20 protein-coding genes and 1 tRNA gene are annotated in these 22,413 nt (G+C 66.9%); 12 read left to right on the top strand and 9 right to left on the bottom strand.

The window, feature by feature from the left end; genetic code table 11:
- Nucleotides 1-37 precede the first annotated feature (37 nt).
- Together XcodCFBP4690_RS23030 and XcodCFBP4690_RS23025 are read right to left on the bottom strand one after the other, a co-directional pair.
- Complete coding sequence (locus XcodCFBP4690_RS23030; RefSeq protein WP_244183591.1) at nucleotides 38-478, bottom strand: GyrI-like domain-containing protein; 441 nt, start codon at nucleotides 476-478, stop codon at nucleotides 38-40.
- Nucleotides 451-1,014: a helix-turn-helix transcriptional regulator gene (locus XcodCFBP4690_RS23025; protein ID WP_244183588.1), complete on the bottom strand. Its 564-nt coding sequence runs from the start codon at nucleotides 1,012-1,014 to the stop codon at nucleotides 451-453. The genes XcodCFBP4690_RS23030 and XcodCFBP4690_RS23025 overlap by 28 nt, the downstream gene beginning before the upstream one ends.
- A gap of 124 nt (nucleotides 1,015-1,138) precedes the next feature.
- Between XcodCFBP4690_RS23025 and XcodCFBP4690_RS08260 the strand changes: the two genes are divergently transcribed.
- Nucleotides 1,139-1,513, top strand: coding sequence for a VOC family protein (locus XcodCFBP4690_RS08260; protein WP_104540492.1), 375 nt, complete (start codon nucleotides 1,139-1,141; stop codon nucleotides 1,511-1,513).
- 142 nt (nucleotides 1,514-1,655) lie between these two features.
- On the opposite strand, the gene XcodCFBP4690_RS08255 is transcribed toward XcodCFBP4690_RS08260, so the two are convergent.
- Nucleotides 1,656-1,732, bottom strand: a tRNA-Arg gene (locus XcodCFBP4690_RS08255).
- Nucleotides 1,733-1,862: 130 nt separating this feature from the next.
- On the opposite strand from XcodCFBP4690_RS08255, the gene amaB reads away from it, so the two are divergent.
- From amaB to XcodCFBP4690_RS08210, 8 genes are all read left to right on the top strand, one after another.
- Nucleotides 1,863-3,395, top strand: coding sequence for an L-piperidine-6-carboxylate dehydrogenase (gene amaB, locus XcodCFBP4690_RS08250; RefSeq protein ID WP_104540491.1), 1,533 nt, complete (start codon nucleotides 1,863-1,865; stop codon nucleotides 3,393-3,395).
- A 494-nt stretch (nucleotides 3,396-3,889) separates the two neighbouring features.
- Entirely contained in the window at nucleotides 3,890-4,174 is a 285-nt protein-coding gene (locus XcodCFBP4690_RS08240; protein WP_011347158.1) for a DUF4190 domain-containing protein, read from the top strand.
- A 2-nt stretch (nucleotides 4,175-4,176) separates the two neighbouring features.
- Nucleotides 4,177-4,944 carry a class I SAM-dependent methyltransferase gene (locus tag XcodCFBP4690_RS08235; protein WP_008571242.1) on the top strand — a complete coding sequence of 256 codons (768 nt, stop codon included), beginning with the start codon at nucleotides 4,177-4,179 and terminating at the stop codon, nucleotides 4,942-4,944.
- A gap of 5 nt (nucleotides 4,945-4,949) precedes the next feature.
- The gene (locus tag XcodCFBP4690_RS08230; protein ID WP_014090028.1) at nucleotides 4,950-6,005 is read left to right on the top strand and encodes a quinone-dependent dihydroorotate dehydrogenase; all 1,056 of its coding nucleotides are present in this window, start codon (nucleotides 4,950-4,952) and stop codon (nucleotides 6,003-6,005) included.
- Nucleotides 6,002-7,054 (top strand): UDP-N-acetylmuramate dehydrogenase, encoded by a 1,053-nt coding sequence (gene murB / locus XcodCFBP4690_RS08225; RefSeq protein WP_104540490.1) that lies wholly within the window; start codon nucleotides 6,002-6,004, stop codon nucleotides 7,052-7,054. The genes XcodCFBP4690_RS08230 and murB overlap by 4 nt, the downstream gene beginning before the upstream one ends.
- Nucleotides 7,048-7,959: a DMT family transporter gene (locus tag XcodCFBP4690_RS08220; protein WP_167394523.1), complete on the top strand. Its 912-nt coding sequence runs from the start codon at nucleotides 7,048-7,050 to the stop codon at nucleotides 7,957-7,959. Before murB ends, XcodCFBP4690_RS08220 begins: the two co-directional genes overlap by 7 nt.
- Before the next feature lie 139 nt (nucleotides 7,960-8,098).
- Nucleotides 8,099-8,818, top strand: coding sequence for an aspartate/glutamate racemase family protein (locus XcodCFBP4690_RS08215; RefSeq protein WP_104540489.1), 720 nt, complete (start codon nucleotides 8,099-8,101; stop codon nucleotides 8,816-8,818).
- Nucleotides 8,819-8,951: 133 nt separating this feature from the next.
- Complete coding sequence (locus XcodCFBP4690_RS08210) at nucleotides 8,952-10,265, top strand: MFS transporter (protein ID WP_104540488.1); 1,314 nt, start codon at nucleotides 8,952-8,954, stop codon at nucleotides 10,263-10,265.
- 141 nt (nucleotides 10,266-10,406) lie between these two features.
- Here XcodCFBP4690_RS08210 and XcodCFBP4690_RS08205 read toward each other — a convergent pair whose 3' ends face one another.
- Nucleotides 10,407-11,105: a phosphatase PAP2 family protein gene (locus XcodCFBP4690_RS08205; RefSeq protein WP_104540487.1), complete on the bottom strand. Its 699-nt coding sequence runs from the start codon at nucleotides 11,103-11,105 to the stop codon at nucleotides 10,407-10,409.
- The gene (gene ispG / locus XcodCFBP4690_RS08200) at nucleotides 11,086-12,351 is read right to left on the bottom strand and encodes a flavodoxin-dependent (E)-4-hydroxy-3-methylbut-2-enyl-diphosphate synthase (RefSeq protein WP_104540486.1); all 1,266 of its coding nucleotides are present in this window, start codon (nucleotides 12,349-12,351) and stop codon (nucleotides 11,086-11,088) included. Before ispG ends, XcodCFBP4690_RS08205 begins: the two co-directional genes overlap by 20 nt.
- Before the next feature lie 120 nt (nucleotides 12,352-12,471).
- On the opposite strand from ispG, the gene XcodCFBP4690_RS08195 reads away from it, so the two are divergent.
- Nucleotides 12,472-13,698 carry an ATP-binding protein gene (locus tag XcodCFBP4690_RS08195; protein WP_167394522.1) on the top strand — a complete coding sequence of 409 codons (1,227 nt, stop codon included), beginning with the start codon at nucleotides 12,472-12,474 and terminating at the stop codon, nucleotides 13,696-13,698.
- Nucleotides 13,695-14,273 carry a response regulator transcription factor gene (locus XcodCFBP4690_RS08190; protein WP_104540484.1) on the top strand — a complete coding sequence of 193 codons (579 nt, stop codon included), beginning with the start codon at nucleotides 13,695-13,697 and terminating at the stop codon, nucleotides 14,271-14,273. The genes XcodCFBP4690_RS08195 and XcodCFBP4690_RS08190 overlap by 4 nt, the downstream gene beginning before the upstream one ends.
- A 113-nt stretch (nucleotides 14,274-14,386) precedes the next feature.
- On the opposite strand, the gene XcodCFBP4690_RS08185 is transcribed toward XcodCFBP4690_RS08190, so the two are convergent.
- A complete protein-coding gene (locus tag XcodCFBP4690_RS08185; RefSeq protein ID WP_104540483.1) occupies nucleotides 14,387-15,379 on the bottom strand; it encodes a glycoside hydrolase family 5 protein in 993 nt (330 codons plus the stop codon).
- A gap of 417 nt (nucleotides 15,380-15,796) precedes the next feature.
- Here XcodCFBP4690_RS08185 and XcodCFBP4690_RS08180 point away from each other — a divergent pair, with 417 nt between their 5' ends.
- Nucleotides 15,797-17,650 carry a putative bifunctional diguanylate cyclase/phosphodiesterase gene (locus tag XcodCFBP4690_RS08180; RefSeq protein WP_104540482.1) on the top strand — a complete coding sequence of 618 codons (1,854 nt, stop codon included), beginning with the start codon at nucleotides 15,797-15,799 and terminating at the stop codon, nucleotides 17,648-17,650.
- A gap of 256 nt (nucleotides 17,651-17,906) precedes the next feature.
- Here the strand turns inward: XcodCFBP4690_RS08180 and XcodCFBP4690_RS08175 are convergent, their stop codons facing one another.
- The 3 genes from XcodCFBP4690_RS08175 to XcodCFBP4690_RS08165 are packed head-to-tail and all read right to left on the bottom strand — an operon-like array spanning nucleotide 17,907 to nucleotide 22,345.
- Entirely contained in the window at nucleotides 17,907-19,469 is a 1,563-nt protein-coding gene (locus tag XcodCFBP4690_RS08175) for a sodium/sugar symporter (protein ID WP_104540481.1), read from the bottom strand.
- Between the two features lie 39 nt (nucleotides 19,470-19,508).
- The gene (locus tag XcodCFBP4690_RS08170) at nucleotides 19,509-19,712 is read right to left on the bottom strand and encodes a hypothetical protein (protein WP_104540480.1); all 204 of its coding nucleotides are present in this window, start codon (nucleotides 19,710-19,712) and stop codon (nucleotides 19,509-19,511) included.
- 17 nt (nucleotides 19,713-19,729) lie between these two features.
- On the bottom strand, nucleotides 19,730-22,345 hold the full coding sequence (locus tag XcodCFBP4690_RS08165; RefSeq protein ID WP_104540479.1) for a glycoside hydrolase family 3 protein: 2,616 nt from the start codon (nucleotides 22,343-22,345) through the stop codon (nucleotides 19,730-19,732).
- Between the last annotated feature and the right edge of the window lie 68 nt (nucleotides 22,346-22,413).

Here is a 22,413-nt window from a genome sequence, read left to right as displayed (position 1 = left end):
TGGTGATCGCCAGAATCCCGCAGTGACCTCCCTGACCTCAGAGCGGATGTCCTTCGCACTGCAAGCGGGTTAGATCGATGAAGATCTCATCAACCCAGAGCAAATCCATCCGATCGGTACCGGGCTCGGATCGGAAGCTGGCACGCAAGCTCGAAGTGATCGTCCCCGTGTGCGTACGCAACCCCAGCCATGCCTCGAAGGCGGGCAAGTCTGCTGGCAGGTAGCCGCTTGCCGGCAGCCAGACGGTACGCAGCCAGGTGAAGGCGCGCGCCTCCAGCTGCAAATCCCCGCGAATCACCACTTCAGCCACCTTCATCGGCGGAAACCGGAACAGGCCGATATCGCCGTAGGGCCGCCCATGCGTCACTTCCACCGCGACGTCATAACGGCAGTCGCCGGTGCATGCCAGTCGCGGTTGATCCCAGAGATAGCCTAGCCACTGATGGTGTGCTACGCCGGCATCTCGCGCCCACGCCAGCAGGCGCAGGGCCGCCGCCCGAACCGCGCCCTGCTCGAATGGCGATGCACGCGCACGTATTGGACCGTGCGTTCGGGAATCTCGCGAAGATTGACCGAAAATTCCCAGTCGTTGGCGGCGCCACCTCCATCGCCATGCGAGGTCAGTGCCAGGGTGGCATCCAGTGCGCTTTGGCGCGCATCCAGACAGGCGCCGAGATCCAACCTGGCGGGCGAATATCCAAAGTGCTTTCGAAAGTTTCTCGAGAAATCCGACAGCGAAGAAAACCCGCGGGCCAGCGCTATTTCCGTCAGGGGCCGGCCCGGCTGGTGAGACATATCGCCCAAGGCGTTTTCCAGCCTTCTACGCAGCACGAACGCGCGAGGGGTTTCACCCATCACGGCACGAAAGATTCGCTGAAGATGAAAAGGTGACACACAGGCAGCGCCAGCAATCAGGGACAGCGAAAGCTTGCCGGCGAGATTGACCTCGATGTAGTCGAGCGCACGATTCACGCTCTGGATCGTGGTGAGGGATGGCGTTTGGCTGATCGTCATCTGAGCAAGATCTGGCAAGCGGCTGAACGCGCAGTACTTTATCGTCGTTGCGCGGCAGCCGAGTCGGGATGCATGGAGCGGCTCCGCTGTTGGTCGTCAACCCACTCAGTCAAAGGAATCGGGCATGCACGCAGTGAACGGGATCGGCGGGATCATCATCAAGTCCAAGGACGCAGCTGCATTACGCACCTGGTATGCAACGCAGCTGGGAATCGATGTACAAGCCTGGGGCGGAACCGTGTTCGATGCAGGATCGCGAGAGGGAGGCCCCGAGAACCCGCTGGCATGGGCAATTCATGATCAGGCGAGCACTCAGTTCGAAAACACCACAGCCCCGTTCATCGTGAACTATCGGGTCGATGATCTGGAGTCGCTGGTTGAACGGCTGAGAGCTGCAGGTTGCCAGGTGTCGGAGACCGTCACCACCTCGGAATTCGGGCTGTTTGCCTGGGTCATCGACCCCGACGGCAACAAGGCAGAGTTGTGGCAGCCGATCTGAGCCCAATGCGCTGACCTGGGAAACGATGCGCAAGCCTCTACGGACGCGGTGCCGTCAACGCCCTGCCTTCTCAACGCGGCAGCTGGCAGGCCCCTATCGTCCTGCCAGCTCTTGCGGCCATCTGGAACAGAGGCGCTCGGTCTGGTGACCCCGGCCCGATTCGAACGGGCGACCTTCCCCTTAGGAGGGGGACGCTCTATCCAGCTGAGCTACGGGGCCAAGGGCGGCATTGTCGCATGTTCAGCCAGCTTGCCAAGCCGGCCGGGGTGGGTGGAGCCTGCTAAAATCGCCGGCTACCGTGTTGCGGATGGCTCGGCCACCGTGACCGCCACTGTTTCCAGGAGATCCCATGTCCGCTGACCTGCTCAAGGCGCTCGACCTCGCTGCGTCCAATTCCGGCACCTATCTTGGCGAGGCGACCTGGTCGCAGGCCACCGGCGCCGGGGTGCTGCAGCCGCTCAATCCGACCACCAATGCGGTGATCGCCGAGGTGCAGGCCACCACGCCGGAAGATTACGAGTTGATCGTCCGGCGCGCCCAGGCAGCCTTCAAGGTGTGGCGTACCACGCCGGCGCCGCGTCGCGGTGAGGCCGTGCGCCTGTGCGGCGAGGCGCTGCGTGCGCACAAGGATGCGCTCGGTTCGCTGGTGGCGCTGGAAATGGGCAAGAGCAAGCCAGAAGGCGACGGCGAAGTGCAGGAGATGATCGACATCGCTGACTTTGCCGTGGGCCAGAGCCGCATGCTCTACGGCTACACCATGCATTCGGAGCGCCCCGGCCACCGCATGTACGAGCAGTACCAGCCGCTGGGGCTGGTGGGCATCATCAGCGCGTTCAACTTCCCGGTGGCGGTGTGGGCCTGGAATGCGTTTTTGGCGGCGATTTGCGGCGATATCTGCATCTGGAAGCCGTCCAACAAGACGCCGCTGACCGCGATCGCGACGATGAAGATCTGCAACGCGGCACTGAAGGACGCCGGCTTCCCGGACATCTTCTTCCTGATCAACGATGCCGGCACGGCGCTGTCGGAAAAGCTGGTCGAAGACACCCGCGTGCCGCTGATCAGCTTCACCGGTTCGACCCAGATTGGCCGCGTGGTGGCAGAGAAAGTCGCCCGTCGCCTGGGCCGCTGCCTGCTGGAATTGGGCGGCAACAACGCCATCATCCTGGACGAAACCGCCGATCTGAAGCTGGCCATCCCGGGCATCGTATTCGGTGCCGTCGGCACTGCCGGGCAGCGCTGCACCACCACGCGCCGCCTGATCGTGCACACTTCCATCTATGACACCGTGCTGGCGACGCTGGTCAAGGCGTACAAGCAGCTCGACAGCAAGATCGGCGACCCCACCGACCCGGCAAACCTGATGGGCCCGCTCAACAGCCAGGGCGCCGTTGCGCAGTTCCTGGACTCGATCGCCAAGGCCAAGGCGGCCGGCGGCACCGTCGAAGTGGGCGGCACGGCGATCGATCGCCCGGGCAACTTCGTGCTGCCGGCCATTGTCACGGGGCTGCAGAACAGCGACGCAGTGGTGCAGCACGAGACCTTCGCGCCGATCCTGTACGTGATGAAGTACAGCACGCTGGATGAGGCGATCGAGCTGCAGAACGGCGTGCCGCAGGGCCTGTCGTCGTCGATCTTCACCCAGAACCTCAAGGCCGCCGAGAAGTTCCTGTCGGCGGCAGGCAGCGACTGCGGTATCGCCAACGTCAACATCGGCACCTCGGGTGCGGAGATCGGTGGCGCGTTCGGCGGCGAGAAGGAAACCGGCGGCGGGCGCGAGTCTGGCTCGGATGCGTGGAAGGTGTATATGCGTCGTCAGACCAACACCATCAACTACTCCGATTCGCTGCCCCTGGCGCAGGGCATCAAGTTCGATCTTTGATCGAGATTGCATGGCGCGCCGGGCATATGCTCGGCGCGCCGCATGGTCGCAACGAGCCTGTTGCAGCGGCCCGCGCTGCGTAGCCGACGCACACAATCCGGTGGTTCTCGCCATCGCAGCGGCAGTGGCAGCCAGGAAGCGCCGGCGGCGGCAGGCGACGTTCGCCGATCCGGCTCTGTGCAACGTACGCCACCTCTGCACGGGGCGCAGCGTCCGCCGGCGATACAACGCAGGCGCCCCGTGGCACCGGCCCGGCTTGAACCCGCCGGGCCACATGGCGCCCGTTCGGCACCACCGACAGCCAGCGTCCGGCAGGACGCGTCTCGACGGGCATGACCACGCCCTACCCGCACGAGCAGCCATTTCAGCCGCTCCCGCCCGCAAAACCAGCCCCGCAACGACGTTTGGCCGCAAACGGCACGCCTTTTGCCCGGCGGCTCTGGGATAATCATGCGACGCCAGCCTTCGGCTGCCCGCCTTTCAAGGAGTTCATGATGAACGTTGTCGTTCGACAGACCAGCGCCATGGCGATCGTCAGCCTGGTTGCGGGCATTCTCGGCTGGACGCTGATCCCGTTCCTGGGCAGCATCTGCGCCATCATTACCGGGCATCTGGCCCGCGCGGAAATCCGCCGCAATCCCCAGGGTCTGGACGGCGACGGCCTGGCCATCGGCGGCCTCATCATGGGCTGGCTGGCGGTGGCGCTCTGGGTGGTGGGAATCGCGTTTTTCCTGCTGTTCTTTGGCGGCATGGCCTGGCTTGCGGCCGCCAACAGTTGAGCATGGCCACGCCCTCCTCCGCCCAGCGCTTCAACGACCGCGTAGCGGCCTATGTGCGCTACCGGCCCAGTTACCCGCCGCAGCTGCTGCGTTGGCTGCATGACGAACTGGGCGTGACGCCCGCAACGGCAGTGGCCGACATCGGCGCCGGCACCGGCATTTCCAGCCGCCTGTTTCTGGAAGCCGGGCATGCGGTGACGGCGGTGGAGCCCAACCAGGCCATGCGTGACGCGGCGCTGCAGTGGTTGGCGGAATTTCCCAAGTTTCAGGCGATCGACGGCACCGCCGAAGCCACCGGGCTGGCCGATGCCAGCGTGGGCCTGGTGTCTGCGGCGCAGGCCTTCCACTGGTTCGACATGCAGGCCGTGCACGCCGAATGGGCGCGCATCCTGCAGCCCGGCGGGCTGGCGGTGGTGTACTGGAATTCGCGCGAACTGGACAGCACCGCGTTCCTGCGCGGCTACGAGCAGTTGCTGCTGGATTACGGCACCGACTATTCCGCAGTGGCCGAGCGGTATCAAGACGATGCCACCATGCAGGCGTGGTTCGGCGATGGCTTCTGCGCGATGGCGCGCTTTCCGAACGTGCAGCGGCTGGACTTCGAGAGCTTGCGCGGCCGCCTGCTATCGTCCTCGTACGCCCCGCTTGCGCACGACCCACGTCATGCCCCGATGCTCGCCGCACTCCGCACGTTGTTCGATGCATATGCGCACGATGGGCTGATCGACTTCCAATACCAAACCCGCGTGTTCGCCGGGAGATTGAACTGACCCGCATGTATTCGCTTGCCCGCCCCTTTCTGTTTTCCCTGGATGCCGAGCGCGCCCACGCGCTGGCGTTGCGCTCCATCGACACCGCCTACCGCACCGGCACCACGGCATTGCTGGCCAGGCGCCCGGTGCCGCTGCCTACTCCGGCCTTCGGCCTGATGTTCCCCAACCCGGTCGGGCTGGGTGCCGGGCTGGACAAGAACGGCGAGCACATCGATGCGTTGTTTGCGCTGGGCTTCGGCTTTGTCGAGATCGGCACGGTGACGCCGCGCGCGCAGGAGGGCAACCCGAAGCCACGCATGTTCCGATTGCCGGAATACCAGGCGGTGATCAACCGCATGGGCTTCAACAATCTGGGCGTGGATGCGCTGGTGGCCAACGTGCAGCGCGCACGCCGCACGGGAGGCCTGCTCGGCATCAACATCGGCAAGAACAAGGACACGCCCAACGAGGAGGCCACCAGTGACTACCGTTACTGCATGGAGCGCGTGTATCCGCTGGCCGACTACATCACGGTCAACATCTCCTCGCCCAATACTGCAGGCTTGCGCGAGTTGCAGGAAGAACAATCGTTGCGCCGTCTGATTTCCGACTTGCGCGAAACCCAGGAAGTGCTAAGCGCGCAACACGGCAAACGGGTGCCGATGCTGGTCAAGGTGGCGCCGGACCTCAACGACCGCGACATCGATGCCGCCGCACGCGTGCTGGCCGACCTGGCAGTGGATGGCGTGATCGCAACCAACACCACGGTGACACGCACACTGGTGGCCAATCACCCGCTGGCTGCCGAAGCCGGCGGTCTGTCCGGCGCGCCGCTGCTGGGGCAATCCACGTTGGTGCTGCGGCGCCTGCGCGCGCGCCTGCCCGAATCGATTCCGTTGATTGGCGTGGGCGGCATCAACTCCGGCGCCGATGCGGTGGCCAAGATGGCAGCCGGTGCGAGCCTGGTGCAGTGCTACAGCGGGTTGGTGTACCGCGGCCCGCAGCTCATCGGCGAATGCGTCAACGCCATCCGACGCCGTCGCGAAGCACCCAGCGGCGGTGCGGTGTCGCCGTTATGAGAGATGCAGTGCACACAGGCTGGCAGCTGAGCGAACAGGCGCCGCTGCGCGCGCTCAACACCTTCCATGTGGAGGCCACCGCGCGCTGGTTGCTCAACGTCCACGCGCCCGAGGCATTGCCGCAGGCATTGGCCGCGCCCGAGATCGCCGGACAACCGTTGCTGGTGCTGGGCAGCGGCAGCAATGTCTTGCTGGCCGGCGATCCGCCCGGCTGCGTGCTGTGCTTCGACAACCGCCAGACGTCCATCATCGCGCACCGTGCCGACCACGCCATCGTGCGGGCCGGCGCCGGCGTGAACTGGCATGCGCTGGTGCTGTACTCGCTGCAGCAGGGCTTGTCGGGGCTGGAAAATCTGGCACTGATTCCGGGCACCGTGGGCGCCTGCCCGATCCAGAACATCGGCGCGTACGGCGCGCAGGTGGGCGACTTCATCCACGTGGTGGAAGCCTTCGACCGGCATAGCCAGCAGTTCGTGCGGCTGGATGCGGCCGATTGCGCGTTCGGCTACCGCGACAGCGTGTTCAAGCAGCAGCCCGAGCGTTATCTGATCGTGGCGGTGGAATTCAATCTACCGCTGCTGCACGAACTGCGACTGGACTACGCAGGCATTCGCGAGGAACTGGCGCGCATGGGCGCCGAACTGGCGGGCGCGGCCGATGTGGCGCAGGCGGTGATCAACATCCGGCGCCGCAAGTTGCCGGACCCGGATGTGCTGGGCAATGCGGGCAGCTTCTTCAAGAACCCATTGCTGCCGAGCGAACAGATTGCCGCCTTGCAGGCCAGCTTTGCCGACATGCCGGTGTATCCGGGCGAGCAGGCCGGCCAGGGCAAATTGTCCGCCGCCTGGCTGATCGAGCAATGCGGCTGGAAAGGCAAGCGGGAAGGCGATGCCGGCGTGTCGCCCGAGCATGCGCTGGTGCTGGTCAATTACGGCACCGCCACGGGCGCGCAGTTGCTGGATTTCGCGCGGCGCATTGCCGAGTCGGTGCGCGAGCGCTATTCGGTGATCCTGGAACCGGAGCCGCGCATCATCGGAGCGCATTGGTGAGGGCAGCGTCGGCGCCGGTGCGCGCCGCCATCTGGATGCTGATCAGCACGCTCGCCTTCGGCCTGATGGCCATCAGCATCCGGTTTGCCTCAGCGCACATCCCGACCACCGAGATTGCGTTCTTCCGCAATGCCTTCGGCTTGCTGGCGCTGCTGCCCTTGATCGTGCGTCCGGGCAAGCCGCTGCCGCGCACGCGCCAGCTGCCGCAGTATTTCGCCCGCACCTTGATCGGCCTGGCCTCGATGCTGTGCGGGTTCTGGGCGATCGGGCACCTGCCGCTGTCGCAGGCGATTTCGCTGTCCTACTCCACGCCGCTGTTCGTCACCGTGCTGGCGGTGGTGTGGCTGCAGGAACAGGTGCGCATGCGGCGCTGGCTGGCGGTGGCGGCAGGCTTCATCGGCGTGCTGGTGATCCTGCGGCCGGGCTCGTCCACCTTCAGCCCGGGCCTGCTGGTGGCGCTGCTGGCCGCGGTGATCAGCGCCATCGTGGCAATCCAGATCAAGCAGCTCTCGCGCAGCGACGACTCCGACACGGTGGTGTTCTACACCTACGTGTTCTGGGTGCCGATGTCGCTGATTCCCGCGCTGTTCCAGTGGAGCTGGCCGCAGGGCATCGACTGGCTATGGCTGGTGGCCACCGGCATCTTCGGCACCGCCGGGCAGTTGTTCTGGACCCGCGCGCTCAAGCTGGGCGAGGTCTCGGCGCTGCAGCCGATCAGCTTCATGCAATTGCCGCTGGTGGCGCTGCTGGGCTGGTGGTTGTTCGGCGAGGCGATCGAGCGGCATACCCTGATCGGTGCGGCCATCATCATCGGCGCCAACGTCTACATCGCCCACCGCGAAGCGGTGCTGGCGCGCCGCGCCGCCACCCATGCACCGCTGGAAGGCGCCAAACCCGGCGAATAAACGCGGCCAACACCGCAGCGGCGCGGCCGATGCGCGAAATCTTCCGCGGCGCTCGTACACTCCCGGGTCTGGATGCATCGTCCACGCCCACCCGACAACCGCTCGCAATGTTGTGTTCGCCACTCCAGGGCCTTACGGCATGCCACCTGCATCCACCGCGTTGAAACCCGTCAAGACGCTCGGCCTGATCGGTGGCATGAGCTGGGAATCCACCCAGACCTATTACCGGCTGATCAATCAGGCGGTGCGGCGCGATTGTGGCGGACTGCATTCGGCCAGGCTGGTGCTGTACAGCGTGGACTTCCAGACCATCGAACGGCTGCAACAGGCCGGCGACTGGGACGCGGCCGGCGATGCCATGGCAGACGCCGCGCGTGCGCTGCAGGCAGCCGGTGCCGAGCTGCTGGTGCTGTGCACCAACACCATGCACTGCGTGGCCGATGCCATCACCGCCGCCACGCCGATGCCGCTGCTGCATATCGCCAACGCCACCGCCGATGCGCTGGATGCCGCAGGCATCACCCGCGTGGGGCTGCTGGGAACGCGCTTCACCATGGAGCAGCCGTTCTACCGCCAGCGCCTGCAAGCACGCGGCCTGCAGGTACTGGTCCCGCCGGAAGAGGCGCGCGTGCAGGTGCACCGGGTGATCTACGAAGAACTGTGCCAGGGCGTGATCCAGGCATCCTCGCGCCTGCTGTTCCGCCGGATCATGGCCAGCCTGGCCGCCGACGGCGCGCAGGCCATTGTGCTGGGCTGCACCGAGATCGCGCTGCTGGTGGACGCCAGCGACGCCCAGGTGCCGCTGTTCGATACCACCGCCCTGCATGCCGAGGCGGCAGCGCGGGCCAGTCTGGGCTGAGCGTGGCGGCCGATTCGTGTTCGCGCACACGCCGGCAAGTACGCCGCGCCGCAGCGCCCGCGGGGCCGCGCTAGCATGGCGGCATACCAACGCGCGGCGTTGCGCGCGTCCACGCCTACAAGGATGCCTGCCAGTGACCACTGACTCGCCCTCGCCCACCACTCCCAGGCCCCTGCGCGCAAGCGACTACAAGACCCTGGCGCTGTCGGCGCTGGGCGGGGCGTTGGAACTGTACGACTTCATCATCTTCATCTTCTTTGCCGGCGTGCTGGGCCAGCTGTTCTTCCCGCCCGGCATTGCGGAGTGGATGCGGCAGCTGCAGACCTTCGGCATCTTCGCCGCCGGCTACCTGGTGCGCCCGCTCGGCGGCATGGTGATGGCCCATTTCGGCGACCTGGTCGGCCGCAAGCGCATGTTCGCGCTGAGCCTGTTGCTGATGGCGCTGCCCACACTGTGCATCGGCCTGTTGCCGAGCTATGCGCAGATTGGTGTGGCTGCACCGTTGCTACTGCTGGCCGCGCGCCTGTTGCAGGGCGCGGCGATCGGTGGCGAAGTGCCCAGCGCCTGGGTGTTCGTGGCCGAGCATGTGCCGCCACACCGCACCGGGCTGGCCTGCGGCACGCTGACTGCCGGCCTGGCAGGTGGCGTGCTGCTTGGCTCGCTGGGCGCCGGCGCGCTCAACCGCCACTTCAGCGCTGCCGAGATCGCCGACTACGCCTGGCGTCTGCCGTTCCTGGCCGGCGGGGTGTTCGGGCTGGTGTCGGTCTATCTGCGGCGCTGGTTGCACGAGACGCCGGTGTTCGCGGAGCTGGTCGCCATGCGGGCGCTCGCGCGCGAGACCCCGCTCAAACTGGTGCTGCGCGATCACCGGCGCGGCGTGCTGCTGTCGCTGGCGCTGACCTGGATGGTGGCCGGTGGCGTGCTGGTGGTGTCGTTGATGACGCCCGGCCTGTTGCAGAGCAGCTATCACTACCCGGCGGCGGTGGCGCTGCAGGCCAACAGCCTGGCGATCGTGCTGCAGGCACTGGGTTCGGTGGTGGCCGGTGCGCTGGCCGACCGCCATGGCAACGCACGCGTGCTGCTCATCGGCAGCCTATTTCTCGGCGTGGCGGCGTGGCTGTTCTACCGCCTGGCCGGCGATCCGCAACTGGTGTTTCCGCTGTATGCGCTACTGGGCGCGGCACTGGGCATCCTGGGCGTGATCCCGCGCATCATGGTCGAGGCGTTCCCGCCGGCCGTGCGCCTGTCCGGCGTGTCGTTCGCCTACAACCTGGGCTACGCCGTCTTCGGTGGGCTGACGCCGCTGCTGGTGGTGATGCTGGTCAAGCAGCACCCGATGGGCGCGGGCTATTACGTGATGCTGCTGGCGTTGATCGGCAGCGCGATCGGCGCAGGGCTCTGGCGCAGGTCACCGGCGCACCCGCATCGCCCGACGCACGCCGCGTGAACCAGACTGCACCGGCTGGTGCGTGACGCCGCCGCGATGGGCATGGACGCCAGACTGAGCTGATTTCCACGGGTGCAACCACGCCGTGCGATCGCGCCACGCGCCGAAGCGCGATGGCGTGCAAGCCGCACAGCCGGGTAGTCAGACCGATGCGGCGGTGCGGCGCCAATGCGGGCGTCGCGCACCGCGGAACATCACCAGGTACAGGCCGACCACCCACACCAGCGCCGCCGACCAGCCGCCCAGGATGTCGGAGGGATAATGCACGCCCAGGTAGATACGCGACACGCCGACCAGCAACGCGAACGTGCTGGCCACGATGGTCACCGGCCAGCGCCAGCGGGTGCGCCAGGCCAGCGCGATGACCACCGCCGCCAGCGTCATCGAGCCCATCGCATGGCCGCTGGGAAAGCTGAAGGTGCTTTCCGGCGCGATCGACTCCCACAGGCTGGGCCGGTCGCGCTGGAAGAACTGCTTGGCTCCCATGTTGAGCAGCGCCGAACCGCCGAAGCCCAGCGCGGCAAAGGTCCCCTCGCGCCAGCGACGCAGCGCCAGCAGCACCAGCACGATGGCGATGTCGGCCGGAATCACGCCGTACTGATAACCGATCTTGGAGATCACCCCGAAAAACGTATTTAGCTCCGGGGTGGCGATACTGCGCAGGCTCCAAAGCAGCGGTTCGTCGAAGTAGAAGTTTTCCAGCTCGTGGACTTCGTCGGCCAGGTCCACGAACAGCCCCAGCGGCAGCAACACGCCGGCAAACAGCAACGCCATGCGCCACGCATTGTTGCGCAGCCATCCCCTGAATCCGGCCGGCGACTCAGCCGGCGCGGCGGACATAGGTGCGTTCGACGTACTGGTCGATCAGCGCGATGAAGTCCTGCGCGATGTTCTCGCCACGCAGGGTGACGGTTTTTTCGCCATCCACGAACACCGGCGCCGACGGCGCTTCGCCAGTGCCCGGCAACGAGATGCCGATGTTGGCGTGACGCGATTCGCCCGGCCCGTTGACCACGCAGCCCATCACCGCCAGGGTCATGTTCTCCGCGCCGGGATTGGAGATCTTCCATTCCGGCATGCGCGCGCGCACGTGGTTCTGCACCACGCCGGCCAGCTCCTGGAAGAACTCCGAGGTGGTGCGGCCGCAGCCCGGGCAGGCGGTGACCATCGGAGTGAACGCGCGTTGCCCGGTGGTCTGCAGCAGTTCCTGCGCCACCACCACTTCCTGGGTGCGCGGTTGCCCCGGCTCGGGCGTCAGCGAGATGCGGATGGTGTCGCCGATGCCTTCCTGCAACAGCACGCTCAGCGCCGCGGCCGAAGCCACGATGCCCTTGCTACCGATGCCGGCTTCGGTCAGGCCCAGGTGCAGCGCAAAGTCGCAGCGGCTGCCCATGTCGCGATACACCGCGATCAGCTCCTGCACACCGGACACCTTGGCCGACAGGATGATGCGCTCGCGCGGCAGGCCCAGTTCTACCGCGCGCTCGGCCGAGTCCACCGCCGAACGGATCAACGCCTCGCGCAGCACGCGGCCGGCATCCCACGGCGAGTCACGCCGGGAATTCTCATCCATCAGCTGCGCGGCCAATGACTGGTCCAGCGAACCCCAGTTGGCGCCGATGCGTACCGGTTTGTCGTACTTGATGGCGAATTCGATCAGCTGCCCGAACTGCAGGTCCTTCTTCTTGCCGAAACCGACGTTGCCCGGGTTGATGCGGTACTTGGCCAACGCTTGCGCACAGGCCGGCTCGGCGGCGAGCAGCTGGTGGCCGTTGTAATGGAAATCGCCGATCAGCGGCACCTCGATCCCCATCATGCGCAGCTTGTCGACGATGCGCGGGATGGCGGCGGCGGACTCGGGATTGTTGACGGTCAGCCGCACCATCTCCGAGCCGGCGCGCCACAACTCGGCCACCTGCTTGACGCTGCCGGCAATGTCGGCGGTGTCGGTATTGGTCATCGACTGGACGACCACCGGGTGGCCTCCGCCCACGATCACGCTGCCGATCCTGACGGCCTGGGTGATGCGGCGCGGCCAGGCGGTGGCGTCGGCGGGAGGGGTTGGGCGGGTCACGGCGTCATGCATCGCGGTATTTTAGCCTGTCCTCCGTCCGCTCACAGCTGAAGCGTGCTGCGGCCGGCATTCCGGGCCGATGCGACGGTTTGTCGCAGGCTGCCACGCCCCCAAGCGCATAGCATTGCGATGATGAACAGCTCCGACGCCTCCTTCCTGCGGACCCTGTGCAGCCTGCGCTGGCTGGCTACCGCCGGCCAGGCCGCCACCATCCTGGTCGCCACCGGCCTGATGGGCCTGAACCTGCCGCAGCAACCGCTGTGGGCCGGCGTGGCCGCGCTGGCGGTGTTCAACCTGTATGCGCAGCTGCGCGTGGCCCATCGCGGCGCGGTGAGCCCGGCCACCGAGTTCGGCCACATCCTGGTCGATGTGACCGTGCTGACCTGGATGGTGGGCTGGAGCGGCGGCATCGCCAACCCGTTCGGCTCGCTGTTCCTGGTGCTGATCGCCCTGGCCGCGCTGGCCCTGCCGCTGGGCTGGGCGATGGCGGTGGCGGCGTCGTGCGTGGCCGGCTACGTGGTCAGCGCGGCATTCGGCCTGCCACTGCCGTACGGCAGCTTCGACCCCTTGAGCCTGCACATGTGGGGCATGGCGGCCAACTTCCTGCTGTCCACCGTGGTGGTGCTGGCGTTCGCCACGCGGCTGGCGTTGTCGATGCGCGAACGCGAACGCGAAATCTCCACCCTGCGCGAGCGCTTCGCCCGCAACGAGGGCATCGTGGCGCTGGCCACGCATGCGGCCTCGGTGGCGCACGAACTCAACACCCCGCTGGCGACGATGACGCTGCTGGTGGACGACATCGCCGACCAGTGCGACCAAGTGGAGTTGCGCGAGGATCTGGACACCTTGCGTGAGCTGTTGGTGCAGTGCCACGAGCGCGTGCTGGCGCTGGCCGCACCGGCCGACAACGGCCATCTGAGCCGCGAGGTGGCGGTGAAGGACGTGCTGGAACAATGGCGGCTGGTGCGCCCCACCATCGAGCTACGCCGCAACGAGGACGCACCGATGCGGCTGATGCTGCAACCCGGCGTCAGCCACCTGCTGATGGTGCTGCTCAACAATGCCGCCGATGCCGGCGAGCGCGCCGGCCGCCCGCAGATCGACCTGACGCTGCGGGTGGAGGACGACCATCTCAGCGGCGAGGTACGCGATTACGGCCCCGGCTTCGACACCGCGCAAGCCATGCTGCCCGGCACCTTGTTCAACAGCGGCAAGCACGACGGCATGGGCGTGGGCCTGGCCTTGTCGCATGCCACCGTCGAACGCCTGCAGGGCGAGCTGTGGATGCTGCCCGCCGAAGGCAGCGGCGCCCGCGTCGGGTTCCGCCTGCCGCTTTCCGAACACGAGGCCCTGGCATGACAAGCACCCCGATCCGTACCGGCCTGTTGGTCGACGACGACACCTTGTACCTGCGCACGCTGCAGCGCAGCCTGGCGCGGCGTGGCGTGGAAACGCTGACCGCCACCGATGCGGACAGCGCGCTGTCCACCGCGCGCAGCGCATTGCCGGATTTCGCCCTGATCGACCTCAAGCTCGGCCACGATTCCGGCCTGAGCCTGATCCAGCCGCTGCGGCAGATCCGCGCCGACATGCGCATCCTGCTGGTCACCGGCTACGCCAGCATCGCCACCGCGGTGGAGGCCATCAAGCTCGGCGCCGACGACTACCTGCCCAAGCCGGCCAACATCCCCACCATCATGCGCGCGCTGGGCGAGGAGGACGACGACCTGCCCGAGCCGGACGAAGAAGAAACCGCGCAGGAAATGATGACCCCGCTCAGCCGCCTGCAGTGGGAACACATCCAGCAGGCGCTGCACGAAACCGGCGGCAACGTGTCCGCGGCCGCACGGTTGCTGGGCATGCACCGCCGCTCGCTGCAGCGCAAGCTGACCAAGCGCCCCAGCCCGGGACCGCAGCGCGAACCCGGACGCTGATCGCAGGCGGGCAGCGCGCAGGAACCGGAGCGTACGAGCGGTACACGCCGGTTCCGAACACCAACCGCGCCCACCTGACGGTTGCGCCGTAGGTCTGTCAGCCGCTCCTGGATCTAGCGACGCCTCGGACCGAAGACGCTGGCCCTGCGCGAGGTGGCGCGGATGCCGTCGGGGCCGTCGATCAAGCTGCGCCCCCAGCTGCTCAGGCGGGTCGGATCCCAGCCCAGCACGATATCCAGCGACTGGTTGCTGCTGTCGTTGCCCGACCACGACCAGCCCATGTAGCCGACCCCGTACTCGCGCGCGCGCCGCATGATCGCCGCTTCGTCGACCTGCGCGCCGCGATGGTCGGCGCCGAACTCACCCACCACCAGCGCCAGGCCATTGCTGCGAAACGCGCGCAGATAGCTGTCCACCGACGCATCGCTGCCGAACACTTCGTACATGTGCACGCTGAAGACGATATTGCGGCGGCTGTCCTGGGCCAGCAAGGCCGCGGCGTTGTCGCGCATGTAGAACTGCCAGTCCTGGCCCCAGTTGGGTGCATCCACCATCAACGCATGGGTCAGGCCGGCATTGCGCAAGGTGGCGATCGCACGCGCGTGGCCGGTCACCCATTCGCTGGCGCTGAGACGGTTGCCGAACGGTTCGTTGCCGATATTGATGATGACGTAGTCCTCCTGCCCCACCAGCGCGCCGCGCACGCTGGTCCAGTAGCTGGCGGCATGGGCCAGGGTGGCGGCCGCGCCTTCTTCTCCGTAGCCGGTGGTGTCGTGCACCTCCAGCACCGCGATCAGGCCCAGGCTCTTGCAGCGCGCGACGATGCGCGCGACCTCCGCTTCGGGCGTGCGGGTCCAGCGGTGACCGGAACTGAGTACCACGCGCACGCTGTTGGCGCCGGTGGCAGCGATCTGCGCCAGTGCGGCATCGGTGCGATCGGCAAACCAGGCATGCGGCAGGTTGATGCCGCGCAGGACCAGCGTGTTGCCATTGGTTTCGCGCAATTGCGTGCCGGAAACGGATAAGCCGGCGTGTGCGGCCGATGCCAGCGCAAGTCCGAGGATCAGCAGCGCGGCGCGCTGCGTCAGGCGAGTGAAGAGTGTCATGAGTCGCTCCTGAGGGTGGGTGCCGCGGACGTACCGACATGCCATCGCATGGGCTGTCCCGCGCACGCCGACCGTGCCCGCCGTGCCCTGCGGCGATCTGCGGCCCGGTCACAGAATCGACAAAAGCCGCGGATGCGGACCAAGTGCTCAGACCGCACCGCCGCAGGGCTGGTAACGTTAACTTCTGTACAACCGCGCGCCCGCTCAGGTTGGCCTGGGTGGGCGCCCAGCCCGAGAGCGCAGCGTTTTGCTGCCGCGTCGTGTTGCGCAGCGCTGTGCTGCAGCGCGAAACGCACCGGCGGTTGCCGGTACGACGGATGCCGACGCCTCGCACTGCACCATGCGTTTGCGCTGCTGGCAGCTGAATAAGCCGGTGCGGTCACGTCAAGTGGATACGGCCGAGGCCGATACAGCCACATGCCCTCCGTGCCCGCCCCCGTCAGTCAGCCGTCCCCCATGTCCGAAGAATCCACCCGTCTGGCCGTCCTGCGTGGCCTCTGCCTGCTGGATTCGCCACCGGACCCGGTGTTCGACACCATCGCCGCGATGGCCGCACGTGCGCTGGGCACGGAGATTGCGCTGGTGTCGCTGGTGGACGAGCACCGCCAGTGGTTCAAGGCACGCGTTGGCCTGCCGGCGCCCGAGACACCGCGCGAGCAGGCGTTCTGCGCGCATGCGATCCACTCCGACCAGGTGATGGTGGTGCCGGATGCGCAACTGGACCCGCGCTTCAGCGACAACCCGCTGGTGCTGGGCCCGCCCTTCATCCGCTTCTACGCCGGCGCGCCCTTGCAACTGCGCGACGGCCACCGCATCGGCACGCTGTGCGTGATCGGCACCAGCCCACGCGAGGGTCTGGATGCGGAGGCATTGCTGCATCTGGAGGGGCTGCGCGACCTGGCCGTGCTGCGGGTGGAAAACCTGCGCAGCACCACCTATCGCGATGGCGCCACCGGCCTGCCCAATCGCTCGCGCTTCGGCGAAGACCTGGATACCTGGCTGGCCCAGCGCGAGACCGCGCCGGCCACCACCGCGGTCGCCATCGACGTCTGCGGCAGCGATTACTTCCGCGATATGGTCAAGGCGCTGGGCTGGGACTACGCCGATGGGTACGTCGCGCTGGCGCAACGTCGCCTGACCGCCTACCTGCCCGCCGGCACCCTGCTTTACCGGCTGGACCCGACCACCTTCGGCTTTCTCACCCCAGCCGAAAACCAGCGTCTGTCCGGCCTGTGCAACAGGCTGTCCAAGGCGTTCACCGAACCGCTGGATCACCAGGGCATCCCGCATACCGCGGTGGCCTCGATCGGCGCGGTGTCGCTGCACACCAGTTATGGCGCGTCCGACACCATCCGTTCGCTCACCACCGCGGTGGATGTCTCGCGCCAGCGCGGCCTGACCTGGAGCATGTACGAACGCAAGCACGACGTGGCCCAGCGCAACACCTTCCGCCTGCTCGCCGCGCTGCCGGCCGCGCTGGACAGCGCCAGCCAGCTACGCCTGCATTACCAGCCGCGCGTGGATCTGCACGACCATCGCTGCGTGGCGGTGGAAGCGCTGCTGCGCTGGCAGCACCCGATGATCGGCCCGGTGATGCCGTCGGACTTCGTGCCGATGGCCGAGAAGACCGCGCTGATCAACCGCATCACCGCCTGGGTGATCGATAACGGCATCGCCCAGGCCGCGCGCTGGCAGCAGCAAGGCCTGGACTTCAACCTGGCCTTGAATGTGTCGGCCGCCGACCTGGACCGCCCCGGCTTTGCGCTGCTGCTGCGGCGCGGGCTGGAACGCCACAAGCTGGATCCACGCCGGCTGGAAATCGAATTCACCGAAAGCGCGATGATCCGCCACCCCGAACAGCTGGCCGAACAGCTCGCCGCCGTGGCCGCGCTGGGCGTGCACATCGCCATCGACGATTTCGGCACCGGCTACAGCAATTTCAGCTATCTCAAGCAGCTACCGGCCAGCTCGTTGAAGATCGATCAATCCTTCGTCCGCTCGCTGCCGGACAATCGCACCGACCGCACCCTGGTGCCGGCGATGATCCAGCTCGGCCACAGCCTGGGCCAGCGCGTGGTGGCCGAAGGCATCGAATCGGCCGAGGCCTATGCGCAACTGCGCGCCTGGGGCTGCGACGAAGGCCAGGGCTACTGGATCGCAAAACCCATGCCGGCCGCCGCGCTGGAAGCCTGGTTGCAGACGCCCTGGCAGGCGCAGTTCGCCGCGCCGGTCACGCTGCTTGCAGCAAACATGGCGGCGGCGCGGGTCTGAGCGCAGACGGCCGTCGGCAGCGTTGGTCGGGATTCGGCAGCAGCAGTGGACGGCGGCACGGCGGCGATGGCCATGGCGTGGCGAAGCGCTCGCCTGACCGCCGTGTCCCTGCCCGGCGCATGGGCTACTCGCCGGGGCCGGTGCCGGTTGCGGCGCTCGAACGCGCCGCAGCCCGGCATCGGCATGCCGCTCCGTCAAGGTGCAGATCGGGGCGGCTGACCATGCTGCGTCAGCCGCTCCCGAAAACCGGTCTGGCTCACCAGAACACCGTATACAGCACGATCAGGATCGCGATCACGCCGGCCGCGCCGAGCTTGAAGCCCAGGGTGGTGCCATAGGCCACATCGTCGGTACGGATCAGGTCGCGCGCCTGCGTGGCCGGCGTCATCAGCGAGACCAGCACCGCCAGCACCAGCGCGGCCAGGAACACCACCCCGATGCGGTCCATGAATGGCAGTTCCGGCCACGCGAACTTGAGCGCGAACGACAACACCACCGAGCCGATCGCCGCGGTCAGTGCGCCGGCTTCGTTGGCGCGCTTCCAGAACAGGCCGAGCATGAAGATGACCACCACGCCCGGGGTGAAGAAGCCGGTGAATTCCTGGATGAACTGGAAACCCTGGTCGAAGTTGCCCAGCAACGGCCGCGCGGTGAGGATGCCGATCAGCACCGACACCGCGGCCACGATGCGGCCCACGCGCACCAGCGTCTTCTGCTCGGTGTGGGGGCGGAACTTGGCGTAGAAATCCAGGGTGAAGATGGTCGCCACCGAGTTGATCTTCGAGGCCAGCGAGGCCACGATCGCCGCCACCAACGCAGCGAACACCAGGCCCAGGATGCCGGTGGGCAGCAGCTGCATCATGGTCGGATAGGCCTGGTCGGGCTTGGCCAGATCCGGCGCCAGCACCACCGCGGCGATGCCCGGCACCACGATCACCAGCGGCATCAGCAGCTTCAGGAACGCGGCGAACACCATGCCCTTCTGCGCCTCGCCGATGTTCTTGGCCGCCAGCGCGCGCTGGATGATGTACTGGTTGAAACCCCAGTAGCTGATGTTCATGATCCACAGCCCGCCCAGCAGCACGCTCAGGCCCGGCAGATCCTTGTAGAACGGGTTGTCCTTGCTCAGGATCATGTGGAAGTGCTCGGGGTGCGCACTCCACAGATGCTGGAAGCCGGCCAGCACGCCGCCGCCATCGCCGATCCGCGCCAGCGTCAGCCCGGCCACCAGCAGCCCGCCCAGCACCAGCAGCGTGACCTGCACGATGTCGGTCAGCGCCACCGCCTTCAGGCCGCCATACAACTGATAGACCAGCGCGAACACGCCGATCAGCGCCAGCGCCAGGGTCTGGTCCATGCCGGTGACCTGGCTGACCGCGATCGATCCCAGCCACAGGATCGAGGTCAGGTTGACGAACACGTACAGCAGCAGCCAGAACACCGCCATCAGCGTGCGGATCCACTTGCCGTAGCGCTGCTCCAGGAACTGCGGCATGGTGTAGATGCCGTTGCGCAGGAAGATCGGCAGGAAGAACTTGCCGACGATCAGCAGCGTCAACGCCGCCATCCATTCGTAGGAGGCGATCGCAAGACCGATGGCATAGCCGGACCCGGCCATGCCGATGATCTGCTCGGCCGAGATGTTGGCGGCGATCAGCGACGCGCCGATCGCCCACCACGGCAACGACTTGCTGGCCAGGAAGTAATCCTCGGCACTCTTGCTGTGGCCTGCCTTCTCGCGCGAGACCACTTGCGCGAGCACGAAGATGCCGGTCAGGTAGACCAGCACGATCACGATATCCAACGTCGCCAAACCCACTGCACTCTCCTGTCTGGCTCTGGGGTATGCGCCGACCGATCAGGCAGGGCTGCAGAATGCCGCCGCCGCGCAACAGGTGCGCAATGGCAGCGCGGCGAACCGCGTCTGCAGGCCGTCCCGGCCGATCGACAACACCGCCCCCGCGGCGGCTGATGACGCCACCGCGATCGGTGGCCGCTGAGTTGCGTCGCCGATGTCGGCGACGCGCTTGTTCCAATGAATCGACGCATCGTCCGCAGGCAAGCCTGCGGACCTGCGGCTTACTTGACCGGGCAATCCACCGTGACTTCGGCTTCGTTGAGCGCGCCCAGCGCCACCCTCGACACCGACAGGTCCAGCGCCGCGCCGCTCTCGATGCTGGCGACCTGGGTCAGCTTGGTCACGTCGGCACCGGCTGCGGCGAAGCACTTGAGCGGCACCCCCACCACCTTCCACTGGCCTTGCGGCAATGCGGCCAGGGTCTTCTGTGCGTCCACGCGGCCACCGCACTTGTCGCCGCAGCCCACGCCCAGCCATACCGGCGCCGTCACCGCGCTGTCGCGACGCACGGTCAGCTGCAGCTGCACATCGCCATTGCTCTCGCGCGACACGTCCAACGGTTTGCCGGACACCAGCAGCACGCTGGCCGGCGTGGCACCGGACCACACCAGGCGGCGCGCGTCTTCCTGCGCCTTGTGATCGACTGCGGTCATCTTCAGGCTGCCATCGGACAGGCCCACCGGCAGCGTGGTTGCCGGCATGTTGGCTTGGCCGGCGTTGGACAGCTGCATCGCAATGCCGAGTGCCGGCTTGCCACGCACGAAGTACACCCCGCCCACCGACTGCTCGCCGGACACGCCGGATTCTTCCGGCAGCGCCGCCAGATCGCCCTTGTCGGCATAGGTCAGGCCGTAGCCGAACTTGAACTGCGGGTCATAGTCCTTCTGGCCCACGTTATTGGCGAACTGCACCGCGGTCTTGGGCCAGGAGAAGCTGAGCTTGCCCTTGAAGTCGTTCTGCACGCTGCCATCGGCCTTGCGCAGCAGCACATCGGCAATGCCCTCGCCTTCCGAACCCGGCAGCCACGCGGCGACGAACGCATCGGCCACGTTGATGTACTGGTTCATCCACAGCGGGCGGCCGCTCAGGAACACCGCCACCACCGGGATGCCGTCGGCCTTGAACTTCTTCAGCAGTGCCAGCTCGCTGTCGTCGCCCGGCTTGTACAGCAGGGTGGCGATGTCGCCCTGGAACTCGGCGTACGGGTTCTCACCGAACACCACCACCGCCACGTCGGGCTTGGTCTTGTACGCACCATCGACTGCCAGCTCGGCCTTGCCGCCGGCGGCCTTGATCTGCTTGTCCAGGCCTTCCCAGATGGTGTTGCCGTTGGGGTAGTCGCTGCGCTTGGTGCCGGTGCCCTGCCAGTTCAGCGTCCAGCCGCCGGACTGCTTGCCCATGTCGTTAGCGCCATCGCCGACCACCAGCACGCGCTTTTTCGGATCCAGCGGCAGGATGCCGGCCTGGTTCTTCAGCAGCACCAGCGACTCGCGCACCGCCTGACGGGCGATGGCGCGGTGCTCGGGCGCGCCCAGCAATTCGTACTTGCCGCCGAGCGGGCGCTTGGACGGCTTGCCGGCCTCGAACAGGCCCAGGCGCATCTTGACGCGCAGGATGCGGCGCACCGCATCGTCCAGGCGCTCGGTGCTGATCTGGCCGGATTTCACTGCCGCCAGTTCGGTTTCATAGATGCCCTTCCAGCTGTCGGCAGCCATCGCCATGTCGACGCCGGCAATGAACGAGGCCGGGCAGTTGTCCTTGGTGCAGCCCTTGACCTGGCCGTGGCCATTCCAGTCGCCGACCACGAAGCCGCCGAAGTTCATCCGGCCCTTGAGCACGTCGGTCAGCATGACCTTGTTGCCGTGCATCTTCTCGCCGTTGAAGCTGTTGAACGAGGCCATCACCGTCTGCGCACCGGCCGCGATGGCCGGCGGATAGCCGGCGGCGTGGATGTCGCGCATGGTGGCTTCGGACACCTTGGTGTCGCCCTGGTCCTTGCCGTCGGTGGTGCCGCCGTCGCCGACGAAATGTTTCACCGACGAAATCACGTGGCTGCCATCCAGGAACTGCGGTGTGCCTGGCGTGCCCTGCACGCCTTCGACCATCTTGCCGGCGAAGCTGGCCACCACGTCGGGCGACTCCGAATAGCCTTCGTAGCTACGGCCCCAGCGGTCGTCCTGCGGCACCGCCACGGTGGGCGCGAAGGTCCACTCCATGCCGGTGACGCGGGTTTCGGCGGCGGTGACTTCGCCGATCTTCTTGATCAGTTCCGGGTTGCGCGTGGCGCCCAGGCCGATGTTGTGCGGAAACAGGGTGGCGCCGACGATGTTGCTCTGGCCGTGCACCGCATCGATACCGAAGATGATCGGAATCGCGTTGCCGCCCTTGGAGGTATCCATCGAGGCGTCATAGAAGGCGTCGGCCAGCTTCAGCCATTCGGCCGGGCTGGCGTTGTACTTGCCGCCGGGATCGGAATTGCCGCCAGCCAATACCGAGCCGATACGGTACTTGCGCACATCGTCCGGGGTCAGGCTGGCGATGTCGCCCTGCACGGTCTGGGCAACCTTTTCTTCCACGCTCATCTTGGACATCACATCGGTGATGCGCTGCTCCAGCGCGGCGTCCTGCGCGAACGGCCACTTCGGCGACGGCCACTGGTCCGGATGGATGGTGGTGGAGGCCTCGGCGGGCGCTGCAGCCGGCGCGGTCTTGCCGGCCTCGGCGGAGGCGGTGTCCTTGCCTTGGCACGCGGCCAGCATCAGCACCGCTGCGGCGGTGGCCAGAGAGAGCGCGCGACGCGCGACGGGCGCGGCGGTACGACGAAGCAACATGTCCAAGATACGGGTCTCCAGGGTGGTTCTCCCACGACGCTGCGTGCGCCGCAGGCCATTAGGCGGCGTACGCT

This window comes from Xanthomonas codiaei (genome assembly GCF_002939785.1).
Lineage (GTDB): Bacteria > Pseudomonadota > Gammaproteobacteria > Xanthomonadales > Xanthomonadaceae > Xanthomonas > Xanthomonas codiaei.
This window is presented reverse-complemented; position numbering and strand designations above follow the sequence as displayed.